The sequence below is a fragment of the Microbacterium limosum genome (assembly GCF_036324365.1).
Classification (GTDB): Bacteria; Actinomycetota; Actinomycetes; order Actinomycetales; family Microbacteriaceae; genus Microbacterium; species Microbacterium limosum.
Genome location: NZ_CP137080.1, coordinates 909,727 through 931,690, shown reverse-complemented (window position 1 = coordinate 931,690; position 21,964 = coordinate 909,727). Strand labels below are relative to the sequence as shown.

Below are 21,964 nucleotides of genomic sequence, written 5' to 3'. Positions count from 1 at the left end.
AGCAGGCTACCCTCGCGCCCTCTGGCGCACGGGCAGCGCCCGGGCGAACGAGAGCAGCACGCCGCATGCCAGCAGCACCGACAGCAGCGCCGTGCCGCCCTGCGACATGAAGGGCAGCGGCACGCCGAGCACGGGGAAGACCCGCAGCACGACGCCGATGTTGATGAGGGCCTGGCCGACGATCCAGATCGTGATGCCACCCGAGACGATCCGCACGAAGGGGTCGTCGGTCTTGCGGATGACGTGGAAGGCGCCCACGGCGAAGAGCGTGAACAGGAACAGCACGACGATGCAGCCGATGAGCCCCAGCTCCTCGCCCACGATCGCGAAGATGTAGTCGTTCGCGGCCGCCGGGAGCCAGTCGTACTTCTCCTTGGAGTTGCCGAGGCCCAGGCCGAACACTCCCCCGCCCGCGAGACCCCAGACGCCGTGCAGCGGCTGATAGCACTCGTTGAAGTAGTCGCAGTCGGGATCCATGAAGCTCAGGATGCGCCGCATGCGGTTGGGGCTCGTCACCGCGAGGTAGGCGACGGTGACTGCCGCGGCGATGAGCGGGAGGATGAAGATGCGCAGCTTCACGCCCGAGAAGAACAGCGCTCCCAGCACGATGAGCACGAGGATCATCGCCGTGCCGAGGTCGTGCCCGGCCATGACTGTCGCGATGACGGCGATGGAGACGGGCACGAGCGGGATGAACACGTGCCGCCACAGCCCGAGCAGCGTGCGCTTGCGGTAGAGCACGTAGCCGATCCACAGCGCGAGGGCGAGCTTGAGGAACTCGGAGGGCTGCACCGTGAAGGCGCCGATGCCGATCCAGTTGCGGTTTCCGTAGACCTCGATGCCGAGGCCTGGGACGAACACGAGCAGCTGGAAGATCACCGCGACCCCGAGCAGCGGCCACGCGATCTTCTTCCAGAACGCGATCGGGAAGCGCGACGCGACGAACATCAGCGGGATGCCGAGGATCGCGAAAACGCCCTGCTTGATCAGTGCGTCGAAGGGGCTCTCCCCCGAGGCGGTGGCGGTCGCGGTGGTGGCGGAGAGCACCATCACCAGGCCGAACACCGTGAGCAGGATCGCCGTGGAGGCGATGAGCAGGAACTCGCTGGGGACGGGCGCGAACACCCGGCCGAGCGAGACCCGGGCGGCGAGACCGCCGGAGCGCGCGCCGCCGTCGTCGCCGTCAGCCGAGCCCCGGGGCCTCGTCGGGGTCGTGATCGCCATCCGCCGCTCCCCTCGGTTCCTGCTCGATGTGCTTCCTGACGGCGTCCGCGAATCGCGTGCCCCGCTCGGCGTAGCCGGTGAACTGGTCGAAGGATGCCGCGGCCGGTGCGAGCAGGACGACATCTCCCTCGCGTGCGACGCCCGCCGCCAGTTCCACGACGCGCCTCATGACGTCCTCAGTCTCACCGGCCTGCACCTCGAACACGGGAACCCCGGGCGCGTGTCGGCCGAATGCCGCCACGACCTCGTCGCGTACCTCGCCGATGACGATCGCGGCGCGCGCCGACGGCCCGCGGTGCGCGACGAGTGGCCCGATGTCGACGCCCTTGAGCTGCCCTCCCACGATCCAGATGGCACCGGGGTACGCGCCCAGCGACGACGCGGCGGCGTGGGGGTTGGTCGCCTTCGAGTCGTCGATCCATGTGATCCCGGCGTGCACCGCGACGACCTCGATGCGGTGGGGGTCGAGCCGGAACGCGTCGAGCGCGTCGCGGATCGCGGCGGGTGCGACCCCCTGCGACCGGGCCAGCGCCGCGGCGGCGAGGATGTTCGAGACGATATGGGGAGCGCCGAGCCCGTGGCGGGCGAGGCGCTCGATCGTGGTGATCTCGAGCGCGCTCGTGCGGCGCTCCTCGAGGAACGCGCGATCGACGAGGATCCCGTCGACGATGCCCAGGTCGCTCGGGCCGGGCACGCCGAGGTCGAACCCGATCGCGCGAGCCCCCTCGATGACCTCGGCATCCTCGACCATCTCGCGCGTCGCGGGATCAGCCTTGTTGTAGACGCAGGCGAGGCGCGTGTTGCGGTAGACGAGGGCCTTCGCGTCGCGGTACGCCTCGGCGGACCCGTGCCACTGCAGGTGGTCGTCGGCCAGATTGAGGCAGACGGATGCCGCGGGCACGGGCTGCCCCTCGGGCGCCGAGAGCGAGAGGTACCAGAGCTGATGGCTGGAGAGCTCGACCACGAGCGTGTCGAAGCCGGCGGGGTCGCGCACGGCATCGAGAACCGGGATGCCGATGTTGCCGCATGGCGCGGCGCGCATGCCGCCCGCGACGAGCATCGCCGCGGTGAGGTTGGTCGTCGTGGTCTTGCCGTTGGTCCCGGTGATGAACACCCACTCCGCCGGCGAGCCGTCGGCGCCCACGACCTTGTCGCGCAGACGCCACGCCAGCTCGATGTCGCCCCAGAGCGGCACGCCCGACTCCTCGCACCAGCGCACCGCCGCGTGATGCGGGGGGAACCCGGGCGAGGCGATCACGAGCTCGGGATCGAACCCCGCGAGCTCGGCCGGGGCGGGCTCGAGCGCACCGACGTGCAGCGCGGCGCCGATGACGGGCAGCAGGCGCTCGTACTCCTCGTCGGCGCGCTCGGTGAGCACGAGCACCTCGGCGCCGAGCTCGGTCAGGGTGTCGGCGACGGAGAACCCCGTCTGGCCGAGGCCGAGGACGGCGACCCGAAGGCCCTTCCAGTCGGCGTGCCAGCTGGTCAGCTCCGACAGCGGCGCACTCACGAGGCGCGCGCCAGCCACTCGACGTAGAACAGCCCGATGCCGGTGACGGCGAGCATGCCCGCGATGATCCACATCCGGACGACGATCGTGACCTCTGGCCATCCGCGCATCTCGAGGTGGTGATGCAGTGGACTCATGAGGAAGAGCCGCTTGCCGCGGGTGAGTTTGAAGTAGAGCCGCTGCAGGATGACGGAGCCCGACGCGATGACGTAGACGCCCGCGACGAGGATCATGAGCAGCTCGGTGCGGGTGAGGATCGCCATGGCGGCGACGACGCCGCCGATCGCCATCGACCCGACGTCGCCCATGAAGAGCTTGGCCTTGGGCGCGTTCCACCAGAGGAACCCGACGAGGGCGCCGACGAACGCGGCGGAGATGATGGCCAGGTCGAAGGGGTCCCTCGTGTCGTAGCAGGCGGGCTGCAGCGCCGGGGCCAGCCCCTCGCCCGTGCACACCTGGTTGAACTGCCAGAACGCGATGAGGCTGTACGCACCGACGACGAAGACGCCCGCGCCGGCGGCGAGCCCGTCGAGACCGTCGGTGAGGTTGACGCTGTTGGAGGAGGCCACGCCGATGAGCGAGAGCCACGCGAGGTAGAGCAGCCACCCGAGGATCGGCCCGAGCGCCATGAACGACAGCACGGGCAGGTCGCGGAACAGCGACACGTACGCGCTCGCGGGAGTCTGCCCCCAGGCGTTCTGGAACATCGGGTGCAGCGCGACGATGCCGAAGGGCACGGTCACGAGCACCTGCCCGATCACCTTCGGCCACCCCGACAGGCCGAGGCTGCGCTGCCGGCGCACCTTCATGTAGTCGTCGATGAACCCGACCGCTCCGAAGCCGACCATCATCCAGATGACGAGCCAGCCCGAGATCGTGGGCGGGTTGTTGCCCGTGTACCCGCCGATGAGGTAGCCGACGATCGTGCCGAGGATGAAGATCGTTCCGCCCATCGTGGGCGTGCCGCGCTTCTCGCCGTGGCTGGGGTTCTCGATCGCCTCGGGGGTGCGGATCACCTGCCCCCAGCCCCATGCGCGGAAGAGACGGATGAAGACGGGAGTGAGGAAGAGCGTGAATGCCAGCGAAATCGCGGCCGCCGTCAGCAGAGACCTCACGAGACCGATTCTCCCAGACGATCGCCGAGGTGCCGCAGACCCGCCGCGTTCGACGACTTCACGAGGACGCGGTCGCCCTCGCGCAGCTCGGCGACGAGGTACTCGAAGGCCGCATCGGCGTCGGGGAAGAACACGGCCTCGCCGTCCCACGAGCCCTGCGCGATCGCCTCGAGGTACATGCGTCGGGCGTCCTGGCCCACGACCACGATGCGCTGGATGTTCAGGCGCACAGCGAGAAGCCCCACGCGGTCGTGCTCGTCGTCGGCGTACTCGCCGAGCTCGCTCATCGCTCCGAGCACCGCGACGGTCCGCTCGCCGGGACCGACGATCTGCGCGAGCGTGCGCAGGGCGGCCGCCATCGAGTCGGGGCTGGCGTTGTAGGCGTCGTTGATGATGCGGATGCGCTCGGTGCCGAGGGGCTGCATGCGCCACCGCTCGGCGAGCTCGACGGTCTCGAGGCGCGAGGTGCACTCGGCGAGGGTGACGCCGATGCGCGTGGCGACCGCGATCGCCGCGAGGGCGTTCATGACGTGGTGCTCGCCGAGCACCCGCAGGCGGAGGGATGCCGCGGTGCCGTCGGCGTACACCGTGCACGACGTGCCCGCGGCATCCACCACGACCTCGTCGGCGCGGACGTCCGCCGCCGCTCCGCGCCCGAACCACCGCACCTCCACGCCGCGGCCCCGCGCGAGGGTCGCCATCCCGGCCACGCGCGGATCGTCGGCGTTGAGCACCGCCGTCCCGCCCGGCCGGATCGCGCCGACGAGCTCGGACTTGGCCTTCACGGTCGCCTCGATGCCGCCGAAGCCGCCGGCGTGCGCCATTCCCACCATCAGGACGACGCCGATGTCGGGGGTCACGAGGCCTGCGAGGCGGGCGATCTCTCCGGGCGCGCTCGCGCCGAACTCGCAGACGAGGTAGCGGGTGTCGTGCCGCACGCGCAGCATCGTCAGCGGCGCGCCGACCTCGTTGTTGAAGGAGGCGTGCGGATACACCGTCGGGCCCTCGTCGGTGAGGATGCGGGCGATGAGGTTCTTGGTCGTCGTCTTGCCGTTGGAGCCGGTGATGCCCACGACCGTGAGCGCCCCGCCGTCCCGGACGCGGGCGACGACGTGGCGCGCGAGGTCGGCCAGCGCGGAGACGACGCCCGGCACGACGATCTGGCTGACGGCGTCGTCGGTGGGCCGCTCGACGAGGGCCAGCACCGCGCCGCGCTCGATCGCCTTTCCGATGAAGCGGTGCCCGTCGGTCTCTGCGCCGGGCTTCGCCGCGAAGATCCCTCCCGGCTCGATCAGTCGCGAGTCGGTGTCCACGGTGCCGTCGACGACGGTGTCGGGGGTGTGCTCCCCCGCCGTGCGCAGCTCGCCGCCGGTTACCCGTGCGATCTCGGCAAGCGTCAACGCGATCATGGACATCCTTCCTGGAGCGACGCGCGCCGCATCGATCGGCGCGCGAACCCTCTCATTCGTACTTCGGCAGGATCTCCGGCCCCGGATTCTGAGACGGCAGCACCCGGAACGTCTTGAGTACCTGGGTCATGGCCTTCTGGAATCCCGGCGCGTTCGCCGCGGATGCCCGGTTCTTCTTCGGTTCGTCGAGCGTGAGGATCACGACGTACTGCGGGTCATCCGCCGGCGCGAAGCCCGCGAGGGTCGTATAGAAGATACCTTGCTTGTATCCGCCCTGCCCGTCCGGCTTCTGGGCCGTGCCCGACTTCGTCGCCATCCGATAGCCCGGAACCTCCAGCACGGAGTGGTTCGTGACCTGCTGATAGACGTTCTCCAGCATGAGCGTGACCTGGTCGGCGGTGCTCTCGCTGATCACCCGCTTCGCGGCGGGCAGCTCCGGCTCGATGACCTCTCCCGAGGGCGTCGTGCAGGACTCCACGAGGCTGAGCGGCATCTGCACGCCGCCGTTCGCGATGGTCTGATACACGCTCGCGACCTGCGGCACCGTGACGGTGTAGTACTGCCCGAAGGTCGTCGTGTAGTGCGATGCGTCGTCCCACGGCACGGGGTGCAGCAGGCCTGGCTCTTCTCCGGGGAAGCCGATCGCGGTGCCCTGGCCCACGCCGAAGGCCTCGAGGTAGTCGTGGCGCACGGCATCCGGCACCAGTTCGCCGAACTTCGACAGCGCGACGTTCGAGGAGTCCACGAGCGCCCCGGTCAGCGTGTAGTCGTACGAGGGGTGCGAGAAGATGTCGTTGATCGTGACGCCGTTGGGGAACGTCTCCCGGCCGGATGCCGGGATGATCGGCCGCAGCGGCGTGGCCGCGCCCTCCTCGATGATCGTGGCCGCCGTCACGGGCTTGAACGTCGAGCCGGGCTCGAACGTGTAGCTGAAGATGCGGCTGCCCCGGTCCTCCCCGGGAGAGGCCGACGGGTCGTTGGGGTCGACGGTGGGATACTCCGCGGCCGCGCGGACCTTGCCGGTACCGACCTCGAGGACGAAGACCGTTCCGTAGTTCGCCTCCTGGTTCTGCACCTCCTCCGCGATCATCTGCTGCATGTACCACTGCAGGTCGCGGTTGATCGTCAGCTCGAGCGTGCCGCCGTCGACGGCCGGCGTCTCGCGCATCGTCCCGGGGATGACGACGCCGTCCTTGCCCCGTTCGAAGACCCGCTCGCCGTCGATCGCGGCGAGGCACCCGTCCTTCGCCCTCTCGAGACCCGCGAGGGCGTCGCCGTCCGCGCCGACGAATCCGATGAGGTTGCCGGCCACCGCACCGTCCGGGTACGTGCGGGCGGGGTGCTCGGTCATGTAGAGGTACGGGTACCCGAGGTCGGCGAGGGCCTGGAACTGGTCCGTCGACAGGCCCGTCGACAGGCGGGCCCACTGCGTGTCCGGGTCCGCCTCCAGCGCGTCGGCGACGATCTTCTGGATCTCCTCGGGCGTCTGCCCGGTGATCGCGGCGATGCGCGCGGCCTGCTCCGCCCACGTCACGACGATCTCCTCGCCGGTCGCCGACTCGGTCTCGATGTCCCCGACGTGCTGGGGGTCGACCTGCGCGTCGTACTGCATGACGTTGCCCGCAAGCAGCGCGCCCGTGGAGTCGGTGATCGTGCCGCGCGCGCCGAAGACGGTGTGGGAGGCGCCGATGCCGACCCCGAGGGAGTCGTCCCGGAGGGAGTCCGCGTTGACGACCTGGATGTCGACGAGGCGAACGACGAAGGCCGCGAGCACGGCGAGCACGACCGCGAGGGCGATCACGGTGCGGCGCCGCGGCGACCGGGTGGCGCGAGTGCTCATATCAGCGTGTCACCGGGCTGGGCAGTCCGTCGGAGAGCGCGGGGGGCTCGGGCGCCGCCGGCGACGCGGCGTCGCCCGCCGCGGCATCCGCCTCCTCGGCGGGGGCGACCGTCACTCCGCCGATCGTCGCTCCCGGCGCGGTCACGAGCGGAGCATCCGAGACGAGGGAGTTGGGCACGCTGCCGCGGCCGATCGCGTCGACCGACGAGCTCCACGTGGCCGCCTCGCCGCTGCCGAGCACGGCACCGTCGGACAGGCGCAGGTACGAGGGCGGCTCCCCGACGACCATTCCGAGGGCGCTGGCGTTCGCCGCGAGGTACTGCGGGGAGCTCAGGCCCGTGATGGCCTCCGTGAGCGACTGCTTCTCGTAGGTCAGCGCGGTCAGCTGCCGCTCGAGCGCCTGCTCCTGGTACACGCCCTGCGTCATCGCGATCGACAGCCCCATCTGACCCGCCGCGATCCCGAACGCCCCGCACACGGCGATGATCGCATAGAGCACCCTCGGGCGACGGCGGCGCGCGGGAGACTCGAGGGCGCGGAGGCCTCGCTGCGGATCGCGCTGGATACGGGGTGCGGACAGCGGTGCGACGGCCGGGACGCTCATGCGGCCCTCACTCTCTCTGCGGCGCGGAGTCTGACGGGGGTTGCTCTGGGGTTGGCCTCGCGCTCGGCGTCGGACGCGAGCTCGGCGCCCTTGACCAGCAGCCGGAAGCGGGGAGCGTGCTCGGCCATCTCGATAGGGAGGCCCGCGGGGGCGGTGGATGCCGTGGCATCCGCGAGGGCCCGCTTGACGATGCGGTCCTCGAGCGACTGGTATGACATGACCACGATGCGGCCGCCGACCCGCAGCAGGTCGAGGGCCGCGGGGATCGCGCGCTCGAGGACGCTGAGCTCGGCGTTCACCTCGATGCGCAGGGCCTGGAACACGCGCTTGGCGGGGTGTCCGGCGCGCTGCACGGCGGCGGGCGTCGCTGCGACGAGGATGTCGACGAGCTGACCGGACCGCTCGATCGGAGCCTTCTGACGCGCGTCGACGATGAAGCGGGCGTAGCGCCCCGCGAGCTTCTCCTCGCCGTACCTCTCGAAGATGCGCCGCAGCGACCCCTCCGGATACGTCGCGATGACCTCGGCCGCGGTCGTGCCGCGGGTCTGGTCCATCCGCATGTCGAGGGGCGCGTCGCGCGCATACGCGAACCCGCGGTCTGCGAGGTCGAGCTGCAGGCTCGAGACGCCGAGGTCGAACAGGACCGCGTCGACGCGGACGAGTCCGACGGATGCCGCGGCATCCGCGATCCCGTCGTACACCGTGTGCACGAGGCTCACGCGGTCGCCGAAGCGCTCGAGACGCTCGCCGGCGAGGCGGAGCGCATCGGTGTCGCGGTCCAGCCCCACCAGGCGCGCGTCGGGGAAGCGCTCCAGGAAGGCCTCTGCGTGTCCGCCCATGCCGAGGGTGGCATCGACGAGGACGGCGCCCGGTCGATCGAGGGCGGGGGCGAGGAGCTCGACGCAGCGCTCGAGCAGAACGGGGGTGTGCAGGTCGCGGGCGTCCATGATGAGGGCCTCGGGGCCCCGGACCCTGATCCCCATCCGCTCCGACCTGGCACCGGGGAAGTGTGTCAGGGCGTGCGGCTGGGAGTCAGGGTCCGGGGATCAGAACAGGCCGGGGATCACCTCCTGCTCCAGCTCGGCGTAGGTCGATTCGTTGGCTTCGGCGTAGGCGTTCCAGGCCTCGGCGTTCCAGATCTCGGCGTGGGCCCCGACACCCGTCACGACGAGCTCCTTCTCGAGCCCGGCGTACTGGCGCAGGTGGGCGGGCACCGTGATGCGGCTCTGGGAGTCGGGCATCTCCGCGGAGGCGCCCGACAGGAACATCCGCAGGAAGTTGCGCGCGTCGCGGTTGGACAGCGGTGCCTCGCGGATCCGCTCGTGCACACGCTCGAACTCCTGCTGGCTGAAGACGTAGAGGCACCGCTCCTGGCCGCGCGTCACGACGACGCCGCCCGCGAGGTCCTCGCGGAACTTCGCGGGCAGGATGACCCGCCCCTTGTCGTCGAGCTTCGGGGTGTAGGTGCCGAGAAGCATCGGCATCCCCCCTTCGCCCGGCCGCGCTCATGTGCCCCCACATTACTCCACTTCCCCCCACTCGTCTATCAATTCGTGGGCGCACCGCTCCCCCTCTCCGGGGCGCCCCGCGTCGCGGCGCACGGCGGCGAGGCACCACGCCCGCGCCGAAACACCACGCGCCGTGTGGTGTTTCGGCGCGGAAGCGGGGTTTCGGCGCGTGCGAAGGTGCGCGGAGCACGAAAAAAGGGGCCGACCCGAAGGTCGACCCCGAAGGAGTGGAGGGAGGTGGAGCTAGCGATCTCCCTGACGGCGGTCCCAGCGATCGTTCATGCGATCCATGAAGCTGGAGGACGGGGACGATGCCCGCGTCGGTCCGGCCCCCGGTCGGGGAGCCGTGAGGTGCGCCGACTCGGCCTTGGAGGGCGTGGCCGCGAGGATCACGCCGCCGAGCATCGCGGCGAACCCGACGATGCCGACCACGATCAGTTGGGTGGCGACACCGGCGATGAGCCCGCCGATACCGGCGAGCACGAGGAGGGCCCCGATGGTGACGTTGCGGTAGTTGACGGTCCGGCCGTGACGGTCGGCGCTGACGACGTCGGCGTCGTTGCGCAGAAGGTGGCGCTCCATCTCATCGAGAAGGCGCTGCTCCTGTTCGGAGAGTGGCATCGGTCCCCCCGGTCGGTAATGGAAGAGTGCGCCTAAGTCTAGTGCTGGCGCCGGTTACTAGGCTAGGCCCGTGCAGGCTTCCCCGGACGCGATCACCCGAGTTTCACAGCGACTGGAGAGATTCGTCACGAGGCTCACCCGGGAGGCGCTCGCCGAGACACCGATGGCGCGGCCCGTGACGGATGCCGCGGCATCCGCGCTCGCGGGCGGCAAGCGCTTCCGCGCCCAGTTCCTGCTGGCCGGGTGGCGCGCCGTCGCCGAGGCGGGAGGGCGTCCGAGCGAGGTGCCCGAGGAGGTCGTCGATGCCGCGGGCGCCCTCGAGATCTTCCACGCCGCCGCCCTCGTCCACGACGACATCATCGACAACTCCGACACGCGCCGGGGCCGCCCCTCCGCGCACCGGGCCCTCGAGGCTCAGCACCGGTCCGACGGATGGGCCGGGGATGCCGCGGGCTACGGCCGCTCCACCGCCATCCTGCTCGGCGACCTGCTCGTGGCGTGGAGCGACGACCTGCTCGAGGAGGGCCTGCGCACCGCGCCCCGCGAGCGCGCGATCGCCGCGCGGACGCGGTACGCCCGGATGCGCCGCGACGTCACCGTCGGCCAGTACCTCGACATCGCCGCGGAGGCCTCGCACCCCGTGCTCGCCGAGCACGAGCACCTCGACGCGGCCTTGCTGGTCGCCTCCTTCAAATCCGCGCGCTATTCGGTGCAGCAGCCCCTCGCGATCGGCGCCGCCCTGGCCGGCTCCTCGCCCGCCCAGGACGACGCGCTGAGCGCGTTCGGACACCCGATCGGCATGGCCTTCCAGCTGCGGGACGACGTGCTCGGCGTCTTCGGGGACACGGCCGTCACGGGCAAGCCCGCCGGCGACGATCTCCGCGAGGGCAAGCGCACCGCCCTGATCGCCTTCGCGCGGGCGGCCCTTCCCCCCTCCGCGCGGCGGACGCTGGACGAACTGCTCGGCGACCCCGAGCTCGACGCGGCGCAGGTCGTCGCCCTTCAGGGCGCGATCCGCGACTGCGGCGCGCTCGATCGGGTCGAGCAGCTGATCGCCGGCTATGCCCACGAGGCCGACCGCGCGCTCGCGGGCGCGCCCCTCGGCCACGGGGCCGTCGGCGAACTGCGCGATCTTGCGATCGCCGCCGTTCGGCGCGAGGCCTGAGGAAGGCCCGGGCGCCCGTCAGCCGAGCGTCTGGGCGACGCGGCGGACCTCGCTCTTGCGTCCCGCCCGCAGGGCCTCGATCGGCGGCATCCCGATCGTCTCCTCCGGTTCGAAGAGCCACTGCACGGCCTCTTCGGGCGCGAACCCGCCGTCGAGAAGGACGATCACGGTGCCCCGCAGAGAGGAGAGCGGTCGCCCCTCGAGCAGGAAGTCGGCCGGGACCTTCAGGACGCCGTCGACACGGACCGCGACGAGCGCGTGGTCATCCAGCAGGCGACGAACCCGGCTCGTCGTCTCGCCGATCGCGTCGGCGACATCGGGGAGGGTGAGCCAGTCGATGGCTCGGATCCAGGACGGTGAATCGGTCACCCAGCCACTATCGCACGCCCGCCCGGGCCCGATCCACGTGGGCGCCGCCCCTGACCTCCGTCACAGAAATCACTCGCGTCTCATGCGTCGCACATATCACTTTCGTTGACTTTCGTTAGCAGGCGTGACAGCGTGTCAGTCGTCTCACAGGAAGGGGAAGACCCGTGCGACACATCCTTCGACGCGGCTCGTCCGCCCAGATCACCCGCATCGGCGTGCCCGCCGCGATCGTCGGAACTCTGACGGCGGCCCTGGCCGCGACACCGGCCCACGCCTCGGGCGCCCACGCAGACCGCTCCCCCGCACAGACGTGGCGGCAGGTGCCGGCGAGCACGGCCCCCGACACGTACATCGTCGCCCCGGGCGACACCGTGTGGGGCATCGCCATCCGGTACGGCGTCCGAGTCGCCGATGTGCTCGCGTGGAACGGCCTCACATCGGGCTCCGTGATCCATCCCGGCGACACCGTCGTACTCCGCCCGCCCGCCGCCGCGGCTCCCGCGCCCGCGGCGCCCGCCCCGGCCCCGGCCGCGACGCACACCGTGTCCGCCGGCGAGACCCTCTCCGCGATCGCGGCACGCCACGGCATCCCGTTGCGCGCGCTCTTCGACGCCAACGGCCTCGGCTGGCACTCCGTGATCCACCCGGGTCAGCAGATCGCGCTCCCGGGGGCTGCGGCGGCACCAGCTCCGGCTCCGGCTCCGGCTCCGGCCGCACCCGAGACGGCCCCGCAGGCTCCCTCGCCCGCCGCGGCCGTGCACACGGTCTCCGCCGGCGAGACGCTCTCGGGCATCGCCGCCGCGCACGGCGTCTCGCTGCAGGCCGTCTTCGACGCCAACGGGCTGGGTCCCGGCTCGATCATCTACCCGGGTCAGCAGATCTCCCTCCCCGGCACCGTCGAGCTCGCCGTCGCAACCGCCCCCGCGCCCGCGCCGGCCGAGATCGCCGATCTGGATGCCGAGCAGACCGCCAACGCGCGGCTCATCGTGCAGATCGGGCGCGAGATCGGGGTCCCCGACCGGGGCATCGCGATCGCCCTGGCCACCGCGATGGTGGAGTCGTGGGTGCGCAACCTCGACTGGGGCGACCGCGACTCGCTCGGCCTGTTCCAGCAGCGCCCGAGCACCGGGTGGGGCACCGAGGGCGAGATCCGTGACGCGGCACGCTCCATCCGCGTCTTCTACGGCGGCGCCGCCGACCCCAACGGCGACCGTACGCGCGGCCTGCTCGACGTCGCAGGGTGGGAGCAGATGGGGTTCGCCGAGGCGGCGCAGGCCGTGCAGGTCTCGGCGTTCCCGGATCGTTATGGCCAGTGGGAGAGCCGGGCATACGCCTGGCTGGCCGCGCTCGGCTGAGATTCCGCGCGATCCCGGCGCATGGGGGGTCCCGAACAGGTGAGCCGCTGCCGGGCCGGATGCCGGGGCATCCGTAGACTGCTTGCGTGACGACCAGCCAGCAAGCCGACCCCCTCATCGGGCGGCTTGTCGACGGCCGGTACCGCGTTCGCGCCCGCATCGCGCGGGGCGGGATGGCGACCGTCTACGTCGCCACCGACCTGCGCCTCGAACGACGCGTCGCGCTCAAGGTGATGCACGGCCATCTCAGCGACGACGCCGTCTTCCAGGGCCGGTTCATCCAGGAGGCGCGCGCAGCCGCGCGCCTGGCGGACCCGCACGTGGTCAACGTCTTCGATCAGGGGCAGGACGAGGGCATCGCCTACCTCGTGATGGAGTACCTGCCCGGCATCACCCTGCGAGAACTGCTGCGCGAGCAGAAGCGCCTCGATGTCGCCCAGACGATCACGATCATGGACGCGACCCTGTCGGGGCTCGCCGCCGCGCACCGCGCGGGGATCATCCACCGCGACGTGAAGCCGGAGAACATCCTGCTGGCCGAGGACGGCCGCATCAAGATCGGCGACTTCGGGCTCGCGCGGGCGACGACGGCGAACACCGCGACCGGGCAGATGCTGCTCGGCACGATCGCCTACCTCGCCCCGGAACTGGTCACCCGCGGCCAGGCCGACGCCCGCAGCGACATCTACGCGCTCGGCATCATGCTCTACGAGATGCTCGTCGGCGACCAGCCCTACAAGGGCGAACAGCCGATGCAGATCGCGTACCGCCACGCCACCGACACGGTGCCCCGCCCGAGCGCGAAGAACCCGCAGGTTCCCGAGCAGCTCGACGAGCTGGTGCTGTGGGCCACCGAGAAGGTGCCCGACGACCGCCCGCGCGACGCGCAGGAGATGCTCGAGAAGCTGCGCGAGATCGAGCGGGAGATCGGCGTGACACCCGCCCCGACCCGGGCGACCGTCGGCATCCCGACGGTGTCCGACGGCGGCTCGGGCGAGCTGACCGCCGTGCTGCCGGCCGCCGGCACGACCGCGATGGCGAGCACGAACGCGCCCGGGGTGGACATCGACAACTCCGCGCGCCTGCGCTCGCGCGCCGGCCGCCGCCGCGCGAAGGGGGCATGGCTGCTCGTCATCGTCCTGCTGCTGGCGGGGCTCGCGGGCGGTGCGGGATGGTGGTTCGGCTCCGGTCCGGGCTCCCTCGTCGCCGTCGCCGATGTCAGCGGCCTCACCTACGAGGAGGCGGCCGCCCGTCTCGCGCAGGACACCCTCGTCGCCACGCAGGCCGAGGGCGAGTACACACGGGATGTACCCCCGGGGCAGGTGATCCGCACCGATCCCGCCGCGGGCGACCGTGTCGACAAGGACACCGAGGTCGCCGTCGTGCTCTCCCTGGGCCCCCGGCCGCACACGATCGAGGCGCTCGCGGGCCTGTCGGAGGATGCCGCGCGCCAGGTGCTGACGGCGGCCGAGGTGACCGTCGGCGAGTCGCGGGTGGAGTTCGCCGAGCCGGCGAACGGCACCGTCCTCGCGGCGACCCTGCAGCCCGCGGCGGGCGGCGATCCGAGCGACCTCTCCAACGGCGGCACGGTGCTGGAGGGCGACACCGTCGTGCTCACGGTCTCCCGCGGCCCCGTTCCCGACGTCACGGGCATGAGCGTCGGACAGGCGACCACCACGCTCGAGGGCGTCGGTCTGCAGGTGTCGGGCGACCGACCGGAGGAGTATTCCGACGACATCGCCGAGGGCGACGTGATCGGCATCCGCGGGGCCCCGGAGGGGCGGAACTGGGCGCCCGGCGACACCGCGACCCTCGTCGTCTCGCTCGGGCCCGAGCCCATCGAAATTCCCGACGTGAATGGCCTCACGATCCGCGAGGCCATGGCGCTGCTTGAGGAAGAGGGTTTCCGACCCACAACTTCCCTGCCTGCGGGCCCACTTTGGGACTTCTTCAGCGCCGTGAGCACAGACCCTGAGGCTGGGGAATTCCGGGTTCCTGGCACGACCATTCAGATATCCGCCCTCGGCTGACCGCCACTCGCGGCACCGCCATCTCGGTCGCACCGCCCACGCGAAAGCGCCCGAAAACGGCGGACCCTGGGGTCCTCCCGTTCCGGGCGCCTTCGCGTGCGGCGGATGCGCCGCTCGGTCAGAGCTTCTCGAGCTCCTCGGCCACGAGGAACGCCAGCTCGAGCGACTGCATGTGGTTCAGGCGCGGGTCGCACAGCGACTCGTAGCGCGTGGCGAGCGTCGCCTCGTCGATCATCTCCGAGCCGCCCAGGCACTCCGTGACGTCGTCGCCGGTCAGCTCGACGTGGATGCCGCCCGGGAACGTGCCGACGGAGCGGTGCGCCTCGAAGAAGCCGCGCACCTCGTCGACGACGTCGTCGAAGCGACGCGTCTTGTAGCCGGTGGGGGTCGTGATGCCGTTGCCGTGCATCGGGTCGGTGACCCACAGCGGCGTCGCGCCGGAGTCCTTGACGGCCTCCAGAAGCGGCGGCAGGGCGTCGCGGATCTTGCCCGCGCCCATGCGCGTGATGAAGGTCAGGCGCCCGGGCTCGCGCTCGGGGTCGAGCTTGTCGATGAGCTCGAGCGCGACCTCGGGCGAGGTCGAGGGGCCGAGCTTCACGCCGATCGGGTTGCGGATCTTGGAGAAGTAGTCCACGTGCGCCCCGTCCAGCTCGCGCGTGCGCTCGCCGATCCAGAGGAAGTGCGCAGAGGTGTTGTACGGCGTGCCCGTGCGCGAGTCGATCCGGGTCATCGGTCGCTCGTAGTCCATGAGCAGGCCCTCGTGCCCGGTGTAGAACTCCACGCGCCGCAGCTCGTCGAAGTCGGCGCCGGCCGCCTCCATGAACTGGATCGCCCGGTCGATCTCCCCCGCCAGGCGCTCGTAGCGCTGGTTCGCGGGGTTCTGCGCGAAGCCCTTGTTCCAGCTGTGCACCTCGCGCAGATCGGCGAAGCCGCCCTGCGTGAACGCGCGGATGAGGTTCAACGTGGATGCCGCGGTGTGGTATCCCTTGAGCAGCCGCTGGGGGTCGGGCTGACGGGATGCCGCGGTGAAGTCGTATCCGTTGACGATGTCGCCGCGGTAGGCGGGGAGCGTGACATCGCCACGGGTCTCGGTGTCGCTCGAGCGCGGCTTGGCGAACTGCCCCGCCATGCGGCCCATCTTCACGATGGGCATGGATGCGCCGTAGGTCAGCACGACGGCCATCTGCAGCACCGTCTTGATGCGATTGCGGATCTGCTCCGCCGTCGCGCCGGCGAACGTCTCGGCGCAGTCGCCGCCCTGCAGGAGGAAGGCGCGACCGGACGCGGCCCGCGCGAGGCGCTCGCGCAGGATGTCGACTTCACCGGCGAAGACGAGCGGGGGGAGCGTCGCGATCTCTGCAGACACGGCGGCCACGGCATCCGGATCGGCCCACTGCGGCTGCTGCTTGATCGGAAGGGTGCGCCACTGATCGAGCGCGTCGAACTGCTGAAGCATCCGCTCAGTCTAGCCGGGGCGGGTTGCCCACCAGCGCGCGGGCGGCTACCCTCGCGCCGGCCGGGCCGCGACCAGGCGGTCCTTGACCGTCGAGGCGTAGACGTCCTCGTACTCCTGCTCGCCCAGCCGCTGCAGCGCCACCATGATCTCGTCGGTGACCGAGCGGAGCACGTAGCGGTCGCCCTCCAGACCGGCGAAGCGCGAGAAGTCCAGCGGCTCGCCGATCACGATCCCGACACGGCCGATGCGCGGCACGCGGCGCCCGATCGGCATGATCTCGTCGGTGTCGACCATGACGACGGGAACGACCGGCACGCGGGCCTCGAGCGCCATCCGGGCGATTCCGACGCGGCCGCGGTAGAGCTTGCCGTCGGGGCTGCGCGTGCCCTCGGGGTAGATGCCGAGCAGGTCTTCGCGGGCGAGCACGCTCAGTCCGGTGTTCAGCGACGCCTCGGAGGCCTTGCCTCCCGAGCGGTCGATGGGCAGCTGCCCCGTGGCTTTGAAGAAGACCCGCGTCGCCCAGCCCTTGATGCCCCGCCCGGTGAAGTAGTCGCTCTTGGCGAGGAACGACACCGGCCGGTCGATCATGAGCGGAAGGAAGATGGAGTCGGCGAACGAGAGGTGGTTGCTGGCGAGGATCGCTCCCCCCTGCACGGGGATGTTTCGGCGACCGACGATCCAGGGCCGGAAGATCGCCTTGAGCACGGGCCCGATGACGATGTACTTCATCAGCCAGTAGAACACCGCTCAGGCACCCCCGAGGATGTCGCGGCGGGCGAGGTCGGCGGCGCCGATCACCCCGGCGTCGTTCACCATCCGGGCGATCGCGAAGTCGGCGACCGGTCGCGACCCCGCCGCCGGGGTCGCGGCGAGATACGCCTCGCGCATCGGCGCGAGCACGCGCTCCCCCAGCTGCGACACTCCCCCGCCGATGATGAACAGCTCCGGGTCGAGGATCGCAGTGAAGCTGCCGCACGCCTGTCCCACCGCGACCGCGATCCGACGTAGCGCCTCTTCCGCCCCGGGATCCCCGGCGAGCACCAGGCCGGAGATCATCGCCCCCGTCAGCTTCCCCTTCTCCGCGCGAGCCTCGGCGAGTGCGCGACCGAGGCCCTCGGGCGCCGTGTCGGCGATCTCGGCCGCCTCCCGGCCGAGTGCGCGGCCCGATCCGTACACCTCGAGGCAGCCCTGCTGTCCGCACCCGCAGAGCCGGCCCCCGGGCACGAGCCGGATGTGACCGAGTTCGGCGCCGATCCCGTGGCCCCCGCGGTACAGCTCCCCGCCCACGACGATGGCGCCGCCCACGCCGGTGCCGAGGGTCAGCATCACGACGTCACGGCGGCCTTCACCGGCCCCGAATCGGTACTCGGCCCAGCCCGCCGCGTTGGCGTCGTTCTCGATCGCGACGTCGAGGCCCGTCAGCGACTCCAGCCGGGCGCGCAGCGGCTCATCCCGCCACGCGATGTTGGGCGCGAAATACACCGTGGAGCGATCGCGGTCGATGAACCCGGCGGCGGCGACCCCGGCCACTCGCACGTCCCGATCCGTCGACAGGTGGGCGATCATCTGTGCGACGGCCGCCTCGATCGCGGGCACCGTCAGGGGCGTATCGACCCTGACCTGCGCGAGGATGCGCCCCTCCTCGTCGACGAGTCCGCCGGCGATCTTCGTTCCGCCGATGTCGATACCTACCGCGAGCACCGCCACTTCCTTCCCCGGCCGCGCGCGGGCCAACGTGCAGTCTAGTAGGGAGGTCGCGCCCGGCGCCGGGCATCGTTTCGCGGCTGGGACTGAGTATCACCGCGGGGTAGAGTTGAGTGCCAGAGCCACCCCACCGGTACCGAAGGAGTTGCCGACATGAGTGCCGTCCAGTTCGAGGTTCCCGCCATCGTCCCCGCCGACCCGAGCGCCAATATCGCCGATCTGCTCGAGGAGCGGGTGAAGGCCACCCCCGATCGCCCGCTGTTCGCGGTCCCCGAAGGTTCGGGCTGGCGCGACATCGCCGCATCCGAGTTCCGGCGGCAGGTGATCGCGCTCGCCAAGGGCTTCGTCGCCTCCGGCATCGAGCCCGGCGACAAGGTCGGGTTCCTCGCCCGGACGACCTACGAGTGGACGCTCGTGGACTTCGCGCTGTTCTACGCCGGCGCGGTGATGGTCCCCATCTACGAGACCAGCTCCCCCTCGCAGATCCAGTGGATCCTCCAGGATTCCGGCGCCGTCGCACTCATCGTCGAGTCGGCCGACCACGCCGCCCGTGTCGACGAGGTGCGCGGCGACCTGCCCCTCATCCGCGACGTCTGGCAGCTGGGCCTCGGCGCGATCGGCAAGCTCTCCGACGCGGGAAGCGCCGTCGGCGACGACGAGATCGAGCGCCGCCGCGGCATCGCCGTGGGCGCCGACATCGCGACCCTCATCTACACCTCGGGGTCGACCGGGCGCCCGAAGGGATGCGTCCTGACGCACAGCAATTTCGTCGAGCTCTCGCGCAACGCCGCCAAGGCACTCGACGAGGTCGTGCAGGTGCCCGGGTCGTCCACGCTGCTGTTCATCACGACGGCGCACGTGTTCGCGCGCTTCATCTCGATCCTGAACATCCACGCGGGTGTCAAGACGGGCCACCAGCCCGACACGAAGCAGCTGCTGCCGGCGCTCGGCAGCTTCAAGCCGACGTATCTCCTCGCCGTGCCCCGGGTGTTCGAGAAGGTCTACAACTCCGCGGAGCAGAAGGCCGAGGCGGGCGGCAAGGGCAAGATCTTCCGCGCCGCCGCGCACGCGGCGATCGAGCACTCCACCCTCCTGCAGGAGGGCAAGCGGATCCCCCTCGCGCTGAAGATCAAGTTCGCCCTCTTCGACAAGCTCGTCTACAGCAAGCTGCGCAACGCGATGGGCGGCAACGTGCGCTACGCCGTCTCGGGGTCGGCACCGCTCGGTCCCCGTCTCGGCCACTTCTTCCACAGCCTCGGCGTGACGATCCTCGAGGGGTACGGCCTCACCGAGACCACCGCGCCGGCGACGGTGAACCTCGCCAAGAAGTCCAAGATCGGCACCGTCGGCCCCGCCCTTCCCGGGGTGGGGGTCCGCCTCGCGGAGGACGGCGAGGTCGAGGTGCGCGGCATCAACGTCTTCAAGGAGTACTGGCGCAACCCCGAGGCGACCGCGGCGGCCTTCGACGGCGAGTGGTTCAAGACCGGAGATGTCGGGTCGTTCGACTCCGAGGGGTTCCTCACGATCACGGGGCGCAAGAAGGAGATCATCGTCACGGCGGGCGGGAAGAACGTGGCCCCCGCCGCCCTCGAAGACCCCATCCGCGCCAACCCCATCGTGGGCCAGGTCGTCGTGGTCGGCGATCAGAAGCCCTTCATCGCGGCCCTCATCACCCTCGACCCCGAGATGCTGCCGACGTGGCTGGCCAACAACAACCTGCCGGGAGACATGTCGCTGGCGGATGCCGCGGCGCACGCCGCCGTGCGGGCCGAGGTGCAGCGGGCGATCGACGAGGCGAACACCCACGTCTCCCGGGCGGAGTCGATCCGGAAGTTCACGATCCTGCCCTCGGAGTGGACCGAGGCATCCGGGCACCTCACGCCGAAGATGTCGATCAAGCGCAACGTGATCATGTCCGACTTCTCGCTGCAGATCGAGGAGCTCTACAGCGAGCCCGTCAACACGACGAACGTCTCGATCCCCTGACCCGCCCGGCGCGGGGTGCGCGGGGGCTCAGAACCAGGAGCTCTCACGCACCTCGCGCATGGCGATCCGGCGCTGCTCGGGGGTGAGCCGCTGCAGGTAGAGCACGCCGTCGAGGTGGTCGCATTCGTGCTGGAGCGCCTGCGCGAGGAGGCCCTCGCCCTCGAGCTCCACGGCCTGACCGTCGAGGTCGATGCCCTCGACCCGGGCCCACGGGTGGCGCAGCGCCGGATGCCAGAGCCCGGGAACGGAGAGGCAGCCCTCGTCGACCGGCTCCGCCTCGCCGCGCACCTCGACGACGCGGGGATTGAGGACATAGCCGATGTCGCCGTCGATGTTGTAGCTGAACGCACGGAGGCCGACCCCGATCTGAGGGGCGGCGACCCCCGCACGACCCGGCAGGGCGACGGTGTCGAGCAGGTCGCGCACGAGCGCCCGCACCGAGTCGTCGATCTCGGCGATCTCGGCGCTGTGCGCCTTCAGCACGGGGTCGCCGAAGAGACGGATCTCACGCACGGCCATGGTCAGGCACCCGCCGTCGTAGTCGAGGGGGCCGGCGCGCCGCGCAGCGCGTCGACGACCTTCACGGCGAGCTGCCTCGCCGCGGCGCGCGTCGCGGGCGGGAGATCGCGGAAGGTGATGGCCCCGCCCGTCGCGATGTGCGCGTCGTAGGGCACGCGCACGACGTCGCGCACGCGGGAGCGGAAGTGCGCCTCGATCTGGTCGGGCCGCACGAGTGCGGACCCCGGCGAGGCCATGTTGAGGACGACGATCGCGTCGCGCACCCGTTCCTCGTGCCCGTTGGATTCGAGCCACGTCAGCGTCTCCGAGGCGAGGCGGGCCTCGTCGATGCTCATTCCGGCGACGACGATCAGCTGATCGGCGCGCTCCAGCGTGGCACCCATGACGGAGTGGACGATCCCCGTGCCGGTGTCGGTGAGCACGATCGAGTAGTAGTGGTCCGCCACGCGGGCGACCGTGCGGTACTCGTCGTCGCTGAAGGCCTCGGAGACGTGCGGATCGGTGTCGGAGGCCAGCACGTCGAGTCGTGTCTCGTCGCGGGCGACGATCGCCGAGACGTCGTTGTACCCGCGAAGGCTCTCGCTCTCGCGCACGAGATCGCGCACCGTCTTCTCGCTGCGGCGAGTGATGCGCTCGGCGAGGGTGCCGCGGTCGGGGTTGGCGTCGACGGCGATCACGCGGTCGTCGCGGGCGTCCGCGAGCGCCATGCCCAGCAGGGTCGTCACGGTCGTCTTGCCGACACCGCCCTTGCGTGACATGACGGCCACGAAGCGAGCACCGCTGCCGGGCAGCGGCGCGGCGATGCGGCGGTCGAGGTCTTTGCGCTCGCGGGCCCGCCGCGAATCCCCCAGATTGATGCGTCCCCGGGTGGCGCTGTAGAGCAGGTGCCGCCATGCCCCGTCGGGTTCGGGACGCGCGAGCCGGCTGGAATCGAGAAGCCGGTCCGCCGTCAGCAGGTCGGGGGTCTCCCGCACCGACCCCTGCGCGATGTCGCCGATGCGCCGAGGGGCGGCGGGTTCGGCGGGTGCGTGCCGGGTGACCTCACGGGCCGCAGCACGCGTCGCGACGGCCGCGGTCGTGGTCTCGGCGTGCGATGCGTCGTCGGTCACGGCATCCCCCTCCGGCTCGTCCCCGGCGCCGGCGGACGAGTCCCCCGCACCGAGGTGTGCCGTCATCGTAGCGTCGGCGCGCGAGGAGGCGGCGACCGGTTCGGGCAGCGGCTCGGGTTCGGGCAGCGGCTCGGGTTCGGGCAGCGGCTCGGGTTCCGGCTCGGGTTCGGGACCCGGTTCCTGCGGGGGCTCGGCGTCAGCCGCCGGATCATCGTCGGCGAGCTCGGCGACGATGACCTCGACGTCCTCCTCGAGCACATCGTCGTCGACGACGTCGTCGTCGTCTTCCTCGTCGTCGTGAGCAGGCAGGACGATCTCGACGTGCGCCGTCGTGGCGCCCAGGATGCCGATCCCCGACGTGTCCACCGAGGGCGCCGTGCTGAGCAGGCCGTTGTCGGGATGCTCGTCGGGGTGGGAATCGGGGCCGTGCGGGCTCACTC

At 71.1% G+C, this 21,964-nt stretch carries 19 protein-coding genes; 4 read left to right on the top strand and 15 right to left on the bottom strand.

Annotation, left to right across the window (positions count from 1 at the left end):
* Window positions 1–6 precede the first annotated feature (6 nt).
* The 9 genes from ftsW to RYJ27_RS04420 form a co-directional block, all read right to left on the bottom strand.
* Complete coding sequence (gene ftsW, locus RYJ27_RS04460; RefSeq protein ID WP_330171547.1) at window positions 7–1,224, bottom strand: putative lipid II flippase FtsW; 1,218 nt, start codon at window positions 1,222–1,224, stop codon at window positions 7–9.
* Entirely contained in the window at window positions 1,184–2,752 is a 1,569-nt protein-coding gene (gene murD, locus RYJ27_RS04455; protein ID WP_330171546.1) for a UDP-N-acetylmuramoyl-L-alanine--D-glutamate ligase, read from the bottom strand. Before murD ends, ftsW begins: the two co-directional genes overlap by 41 nt.
* Entirely contained in the window at window positions 2,731–3,849 is a 1,119-nt protein-coding gene (mraY, locus tag RYJ27_RS04450) for a phospho-N-acetylmuramoyl-pentapeptide-transferase (protein WP_330171545.1), read from the bottom strand. The genes murD and mraY overlap by 22 nt, the downstream gene beginning before the upstream one ends.
* Window positions 3,846–5,258 carry a UDP-N-acetylmuramoyl-tripeptide--D-alanyl-D-alanine ligase gene (locus RYJ27_RS04445; protein ID WP_330171544.1) on the bottom strand — a complete coding sequence of 471 codons (1,413 nt, stop codon included), beginning with the start codon at window positions 5,256–5,258 and terminating at the stop codon, window positions 3,846–3,848. Before RYJ27_RS04445 ends, mraY begins: the two co-directional genes overlap by 4 nt.
* A 52-nt stretch (window positions 5,259–5,310) precedes the next feature.
* Complete coding sequence (locus RYJ27_RS04440; RefSeq protein ID WP_330171543.1) at window positions 5,311–7,098, bottom strand: peptidoglycan D,D-transpeptidase FtsI family protein; 1,788 nt, start codon at window positions 7,096–7,098, stop codon at window positions 5,311–5,313.
* A 1-nt stretch (window position 7,099) separates the two neighbouring features.
* Window positions 7,100–7,702 carry a cell division protein FtsL gene (gene ftsL / locus RYJ27_RS04435; protein WP_330171542.1) on the bottom strand — a complete coding sequence of 201 codons (603 nt, stop codon included), beginning with the start codon at window positions 7,700–7,702 and terminating at the stop codon, window positions 7,100–7,102.
* Window positions 7,699–8,649 carry a 16S rRNA (cytosine(1402)-N(4))-methyltransferase RsmH gene (gene rsmH, locus RYJ27_RS04430; protein ID WP_330171541.1) on the bottom strand — a complete coding sequence of 317 codons (951 nt, stop codon included), beginning with the start codon at window positions 8,647–8,649 and terminating at the stop codon, window positions 7,699–7,701. The genes ftsL and rsmH overlap by 4 nt, the downstream gene beginning before the upstream one ends.
* Window positions 8,650–8,748: 99 nt before the next feature.
* Window positions 8,749–9,180, bottom strand: coding sequence for a division/cell wall cluster transcriptional repressor MraZ (mraZ, locus tag RYJ27_RS04425; RefSeq protein WP_330171982.1), 432 nt, complete (start codon window positions 9,178–9,180; stop codon window positions 8,749–8,751).
* 273 nt (window positions 9,181–9,453) lie between these two features.
* On the bottom strand, window positions 9,454–9,831 hold the full coding sequence (locus RYJ27_RS04420; protein ID WP_330171540.1) for a DUF3040 domain-containing protein: 378 nt from the start codon (window positions 9,829–9,831) through the stop codon (window positions 9,454–9,456).
* Between the two features lie 70 nt (window positions 9,832–9,901).
* Here RYJ27_RS04420 and RYJ27_RS04415 point away from each other — a divergent pair, with 70 nt between their 5' ends.
* Entirely contained in the window at window positions 9,902–10,996 is a 1,095-nt protein-coding gene (locus RYJ27_RS04415) for a polyprenyl synthetase family protein (protein ID WP_330171539.1), read from the top strand.
* 18 nt (window positions 10,997–11,014) lie between these two features.
* On the opposite strand, the gene RYJ27_RS04410 is transcribed toward RYJ27_RS04415, so the two are convergent.
* Window positions 11,015–11,365: an Rv2175c family DNA-binding protein gene (locus RYJ27_RS04410; protein WP_330171538.1), complete on the bottom strand. Its 351-nt coding sequence runs from the start codon at window positions 11,363–11,365 to the stop codon at window positions 11,015–11,017.
* A 173-nt stretch (window positions 11,366–11,538) separates the two neighbouring features.
* Here RYJ27_RS04410 and RYJ27_RS04405 point away from each other — a divergent pair, with 173 nt between their 5' ends.
* Window positions 11,539–12,720, top strand: a complete 1,182-nt coding sequence (locus tag RYJ27_RS04405) for a LysM peptidoglycan-binding domain-containing protein (protein WP_422732883.1) — start codon at window positions 11,539–11,541, stop codon at window positions 12,718–12,720.
* Window positions 12,721–12,806: 86 nt separating this feature from the next.
* A complete protein-coding gene (gene pknB, locus RYJ27_RS04400) occupies window positions 12,807–14,750 on the top strand; it encodes a Stk1 family PASTA domain-containing Ser/Thr kinase (protein WP_330171536.1) in 1,944 nt (647 codons plus the stop codon).
* Between the two features lie 118 nt (window positions 14,751–14,868).
* Here pknB and RYJ27_RS04395 read toward each other — a convergent pair whose 3' ends face one another.
* From RYJ27_RS04395 to RYJ27_RS04385, 3 genes are read right to left on the bottom strand one after another with little or no spacing between them, the layout of a single operon-like run.
* Entirely contained in the window at window positions 14,869–16,206 is a 1,338-nt protein-coding gene (locus tag RYJ27_RS04395) for a class II 3-deoxy-7-phosphoheptulonate synthase (protein ID WP_330171535.1), read from the bottom strand.
* Window positions 16,207–16,251: 45 nt separating this feature from the next.
* Complete coding sequence (locus tag RYJ27_RS04390; protein WP_330171534.1) at window positions 16,252–16,950, bottom strand: lysophospholipid acyltransferase family protein; 699 nt, start codon at window positions 16,948–16,950, stop codon at window positions 16,252–16,254.
* Between the two features lie 3 nt (window positions 16,951–16,953).
* Entirely contained in the window at window positions 16,954–17,907 is a 954-nt protein-coding gene (locus RYJ27_RS04385) for an ROK family glucokinase (RefSeq protein ID WP_330171533.1), read from the bottom strand.
* Between the two features lie 156 nt (window positions 17,908–18,063).
* Here RYJ27_RS04385 and RYJ27_RS04380 point away from each other — a divergent pair, with 156 nt between their 5' ends.
* Window positions 18,064–19,896: an AMP-dependent synthetase/ligase gene (locus RYJ27_RS04380; RefSeq protein ID WP_330171532.1), complete on the top strand. Its 1,833-nt coding sequence runs from the start codon at window positions 18,064–18,066 to the stop codon at window positions 19,894–19,896.
* A 27-nt stretch (window positions 19,897–19,923) separates the two neighbouring features.
* Here the strand turns inward: RYJ27_RS04380 and def are convergent, their stop codons facing one another.
* Together def and RYJ27_RS04370 are read right to left on the bottom strand one after the other, a co-directional pair.
* A complete protein-coding gene (gene def, locus RYJ27_RS04375; protein ID WP_330171531.1) occupies window positions 19,924–20,415 on the bottom strand; it encodes a peptide deformylase in 492 nt (163 codons plus the stop codon).
* Window positions 20,416–20,417: 2 nt separating this feature from the next.
* Entirely contained in the window at window positions 20,418–21,962 is a 1,545-nt protein-coding gene (locus RYJ27_RS04370) for a MinD/ParA family ATP-binding protein (protein WP_330171530.1), read from the bottom strand.
* Window positions 21,963–21,964: the final 2 nt, after the last annotated feature.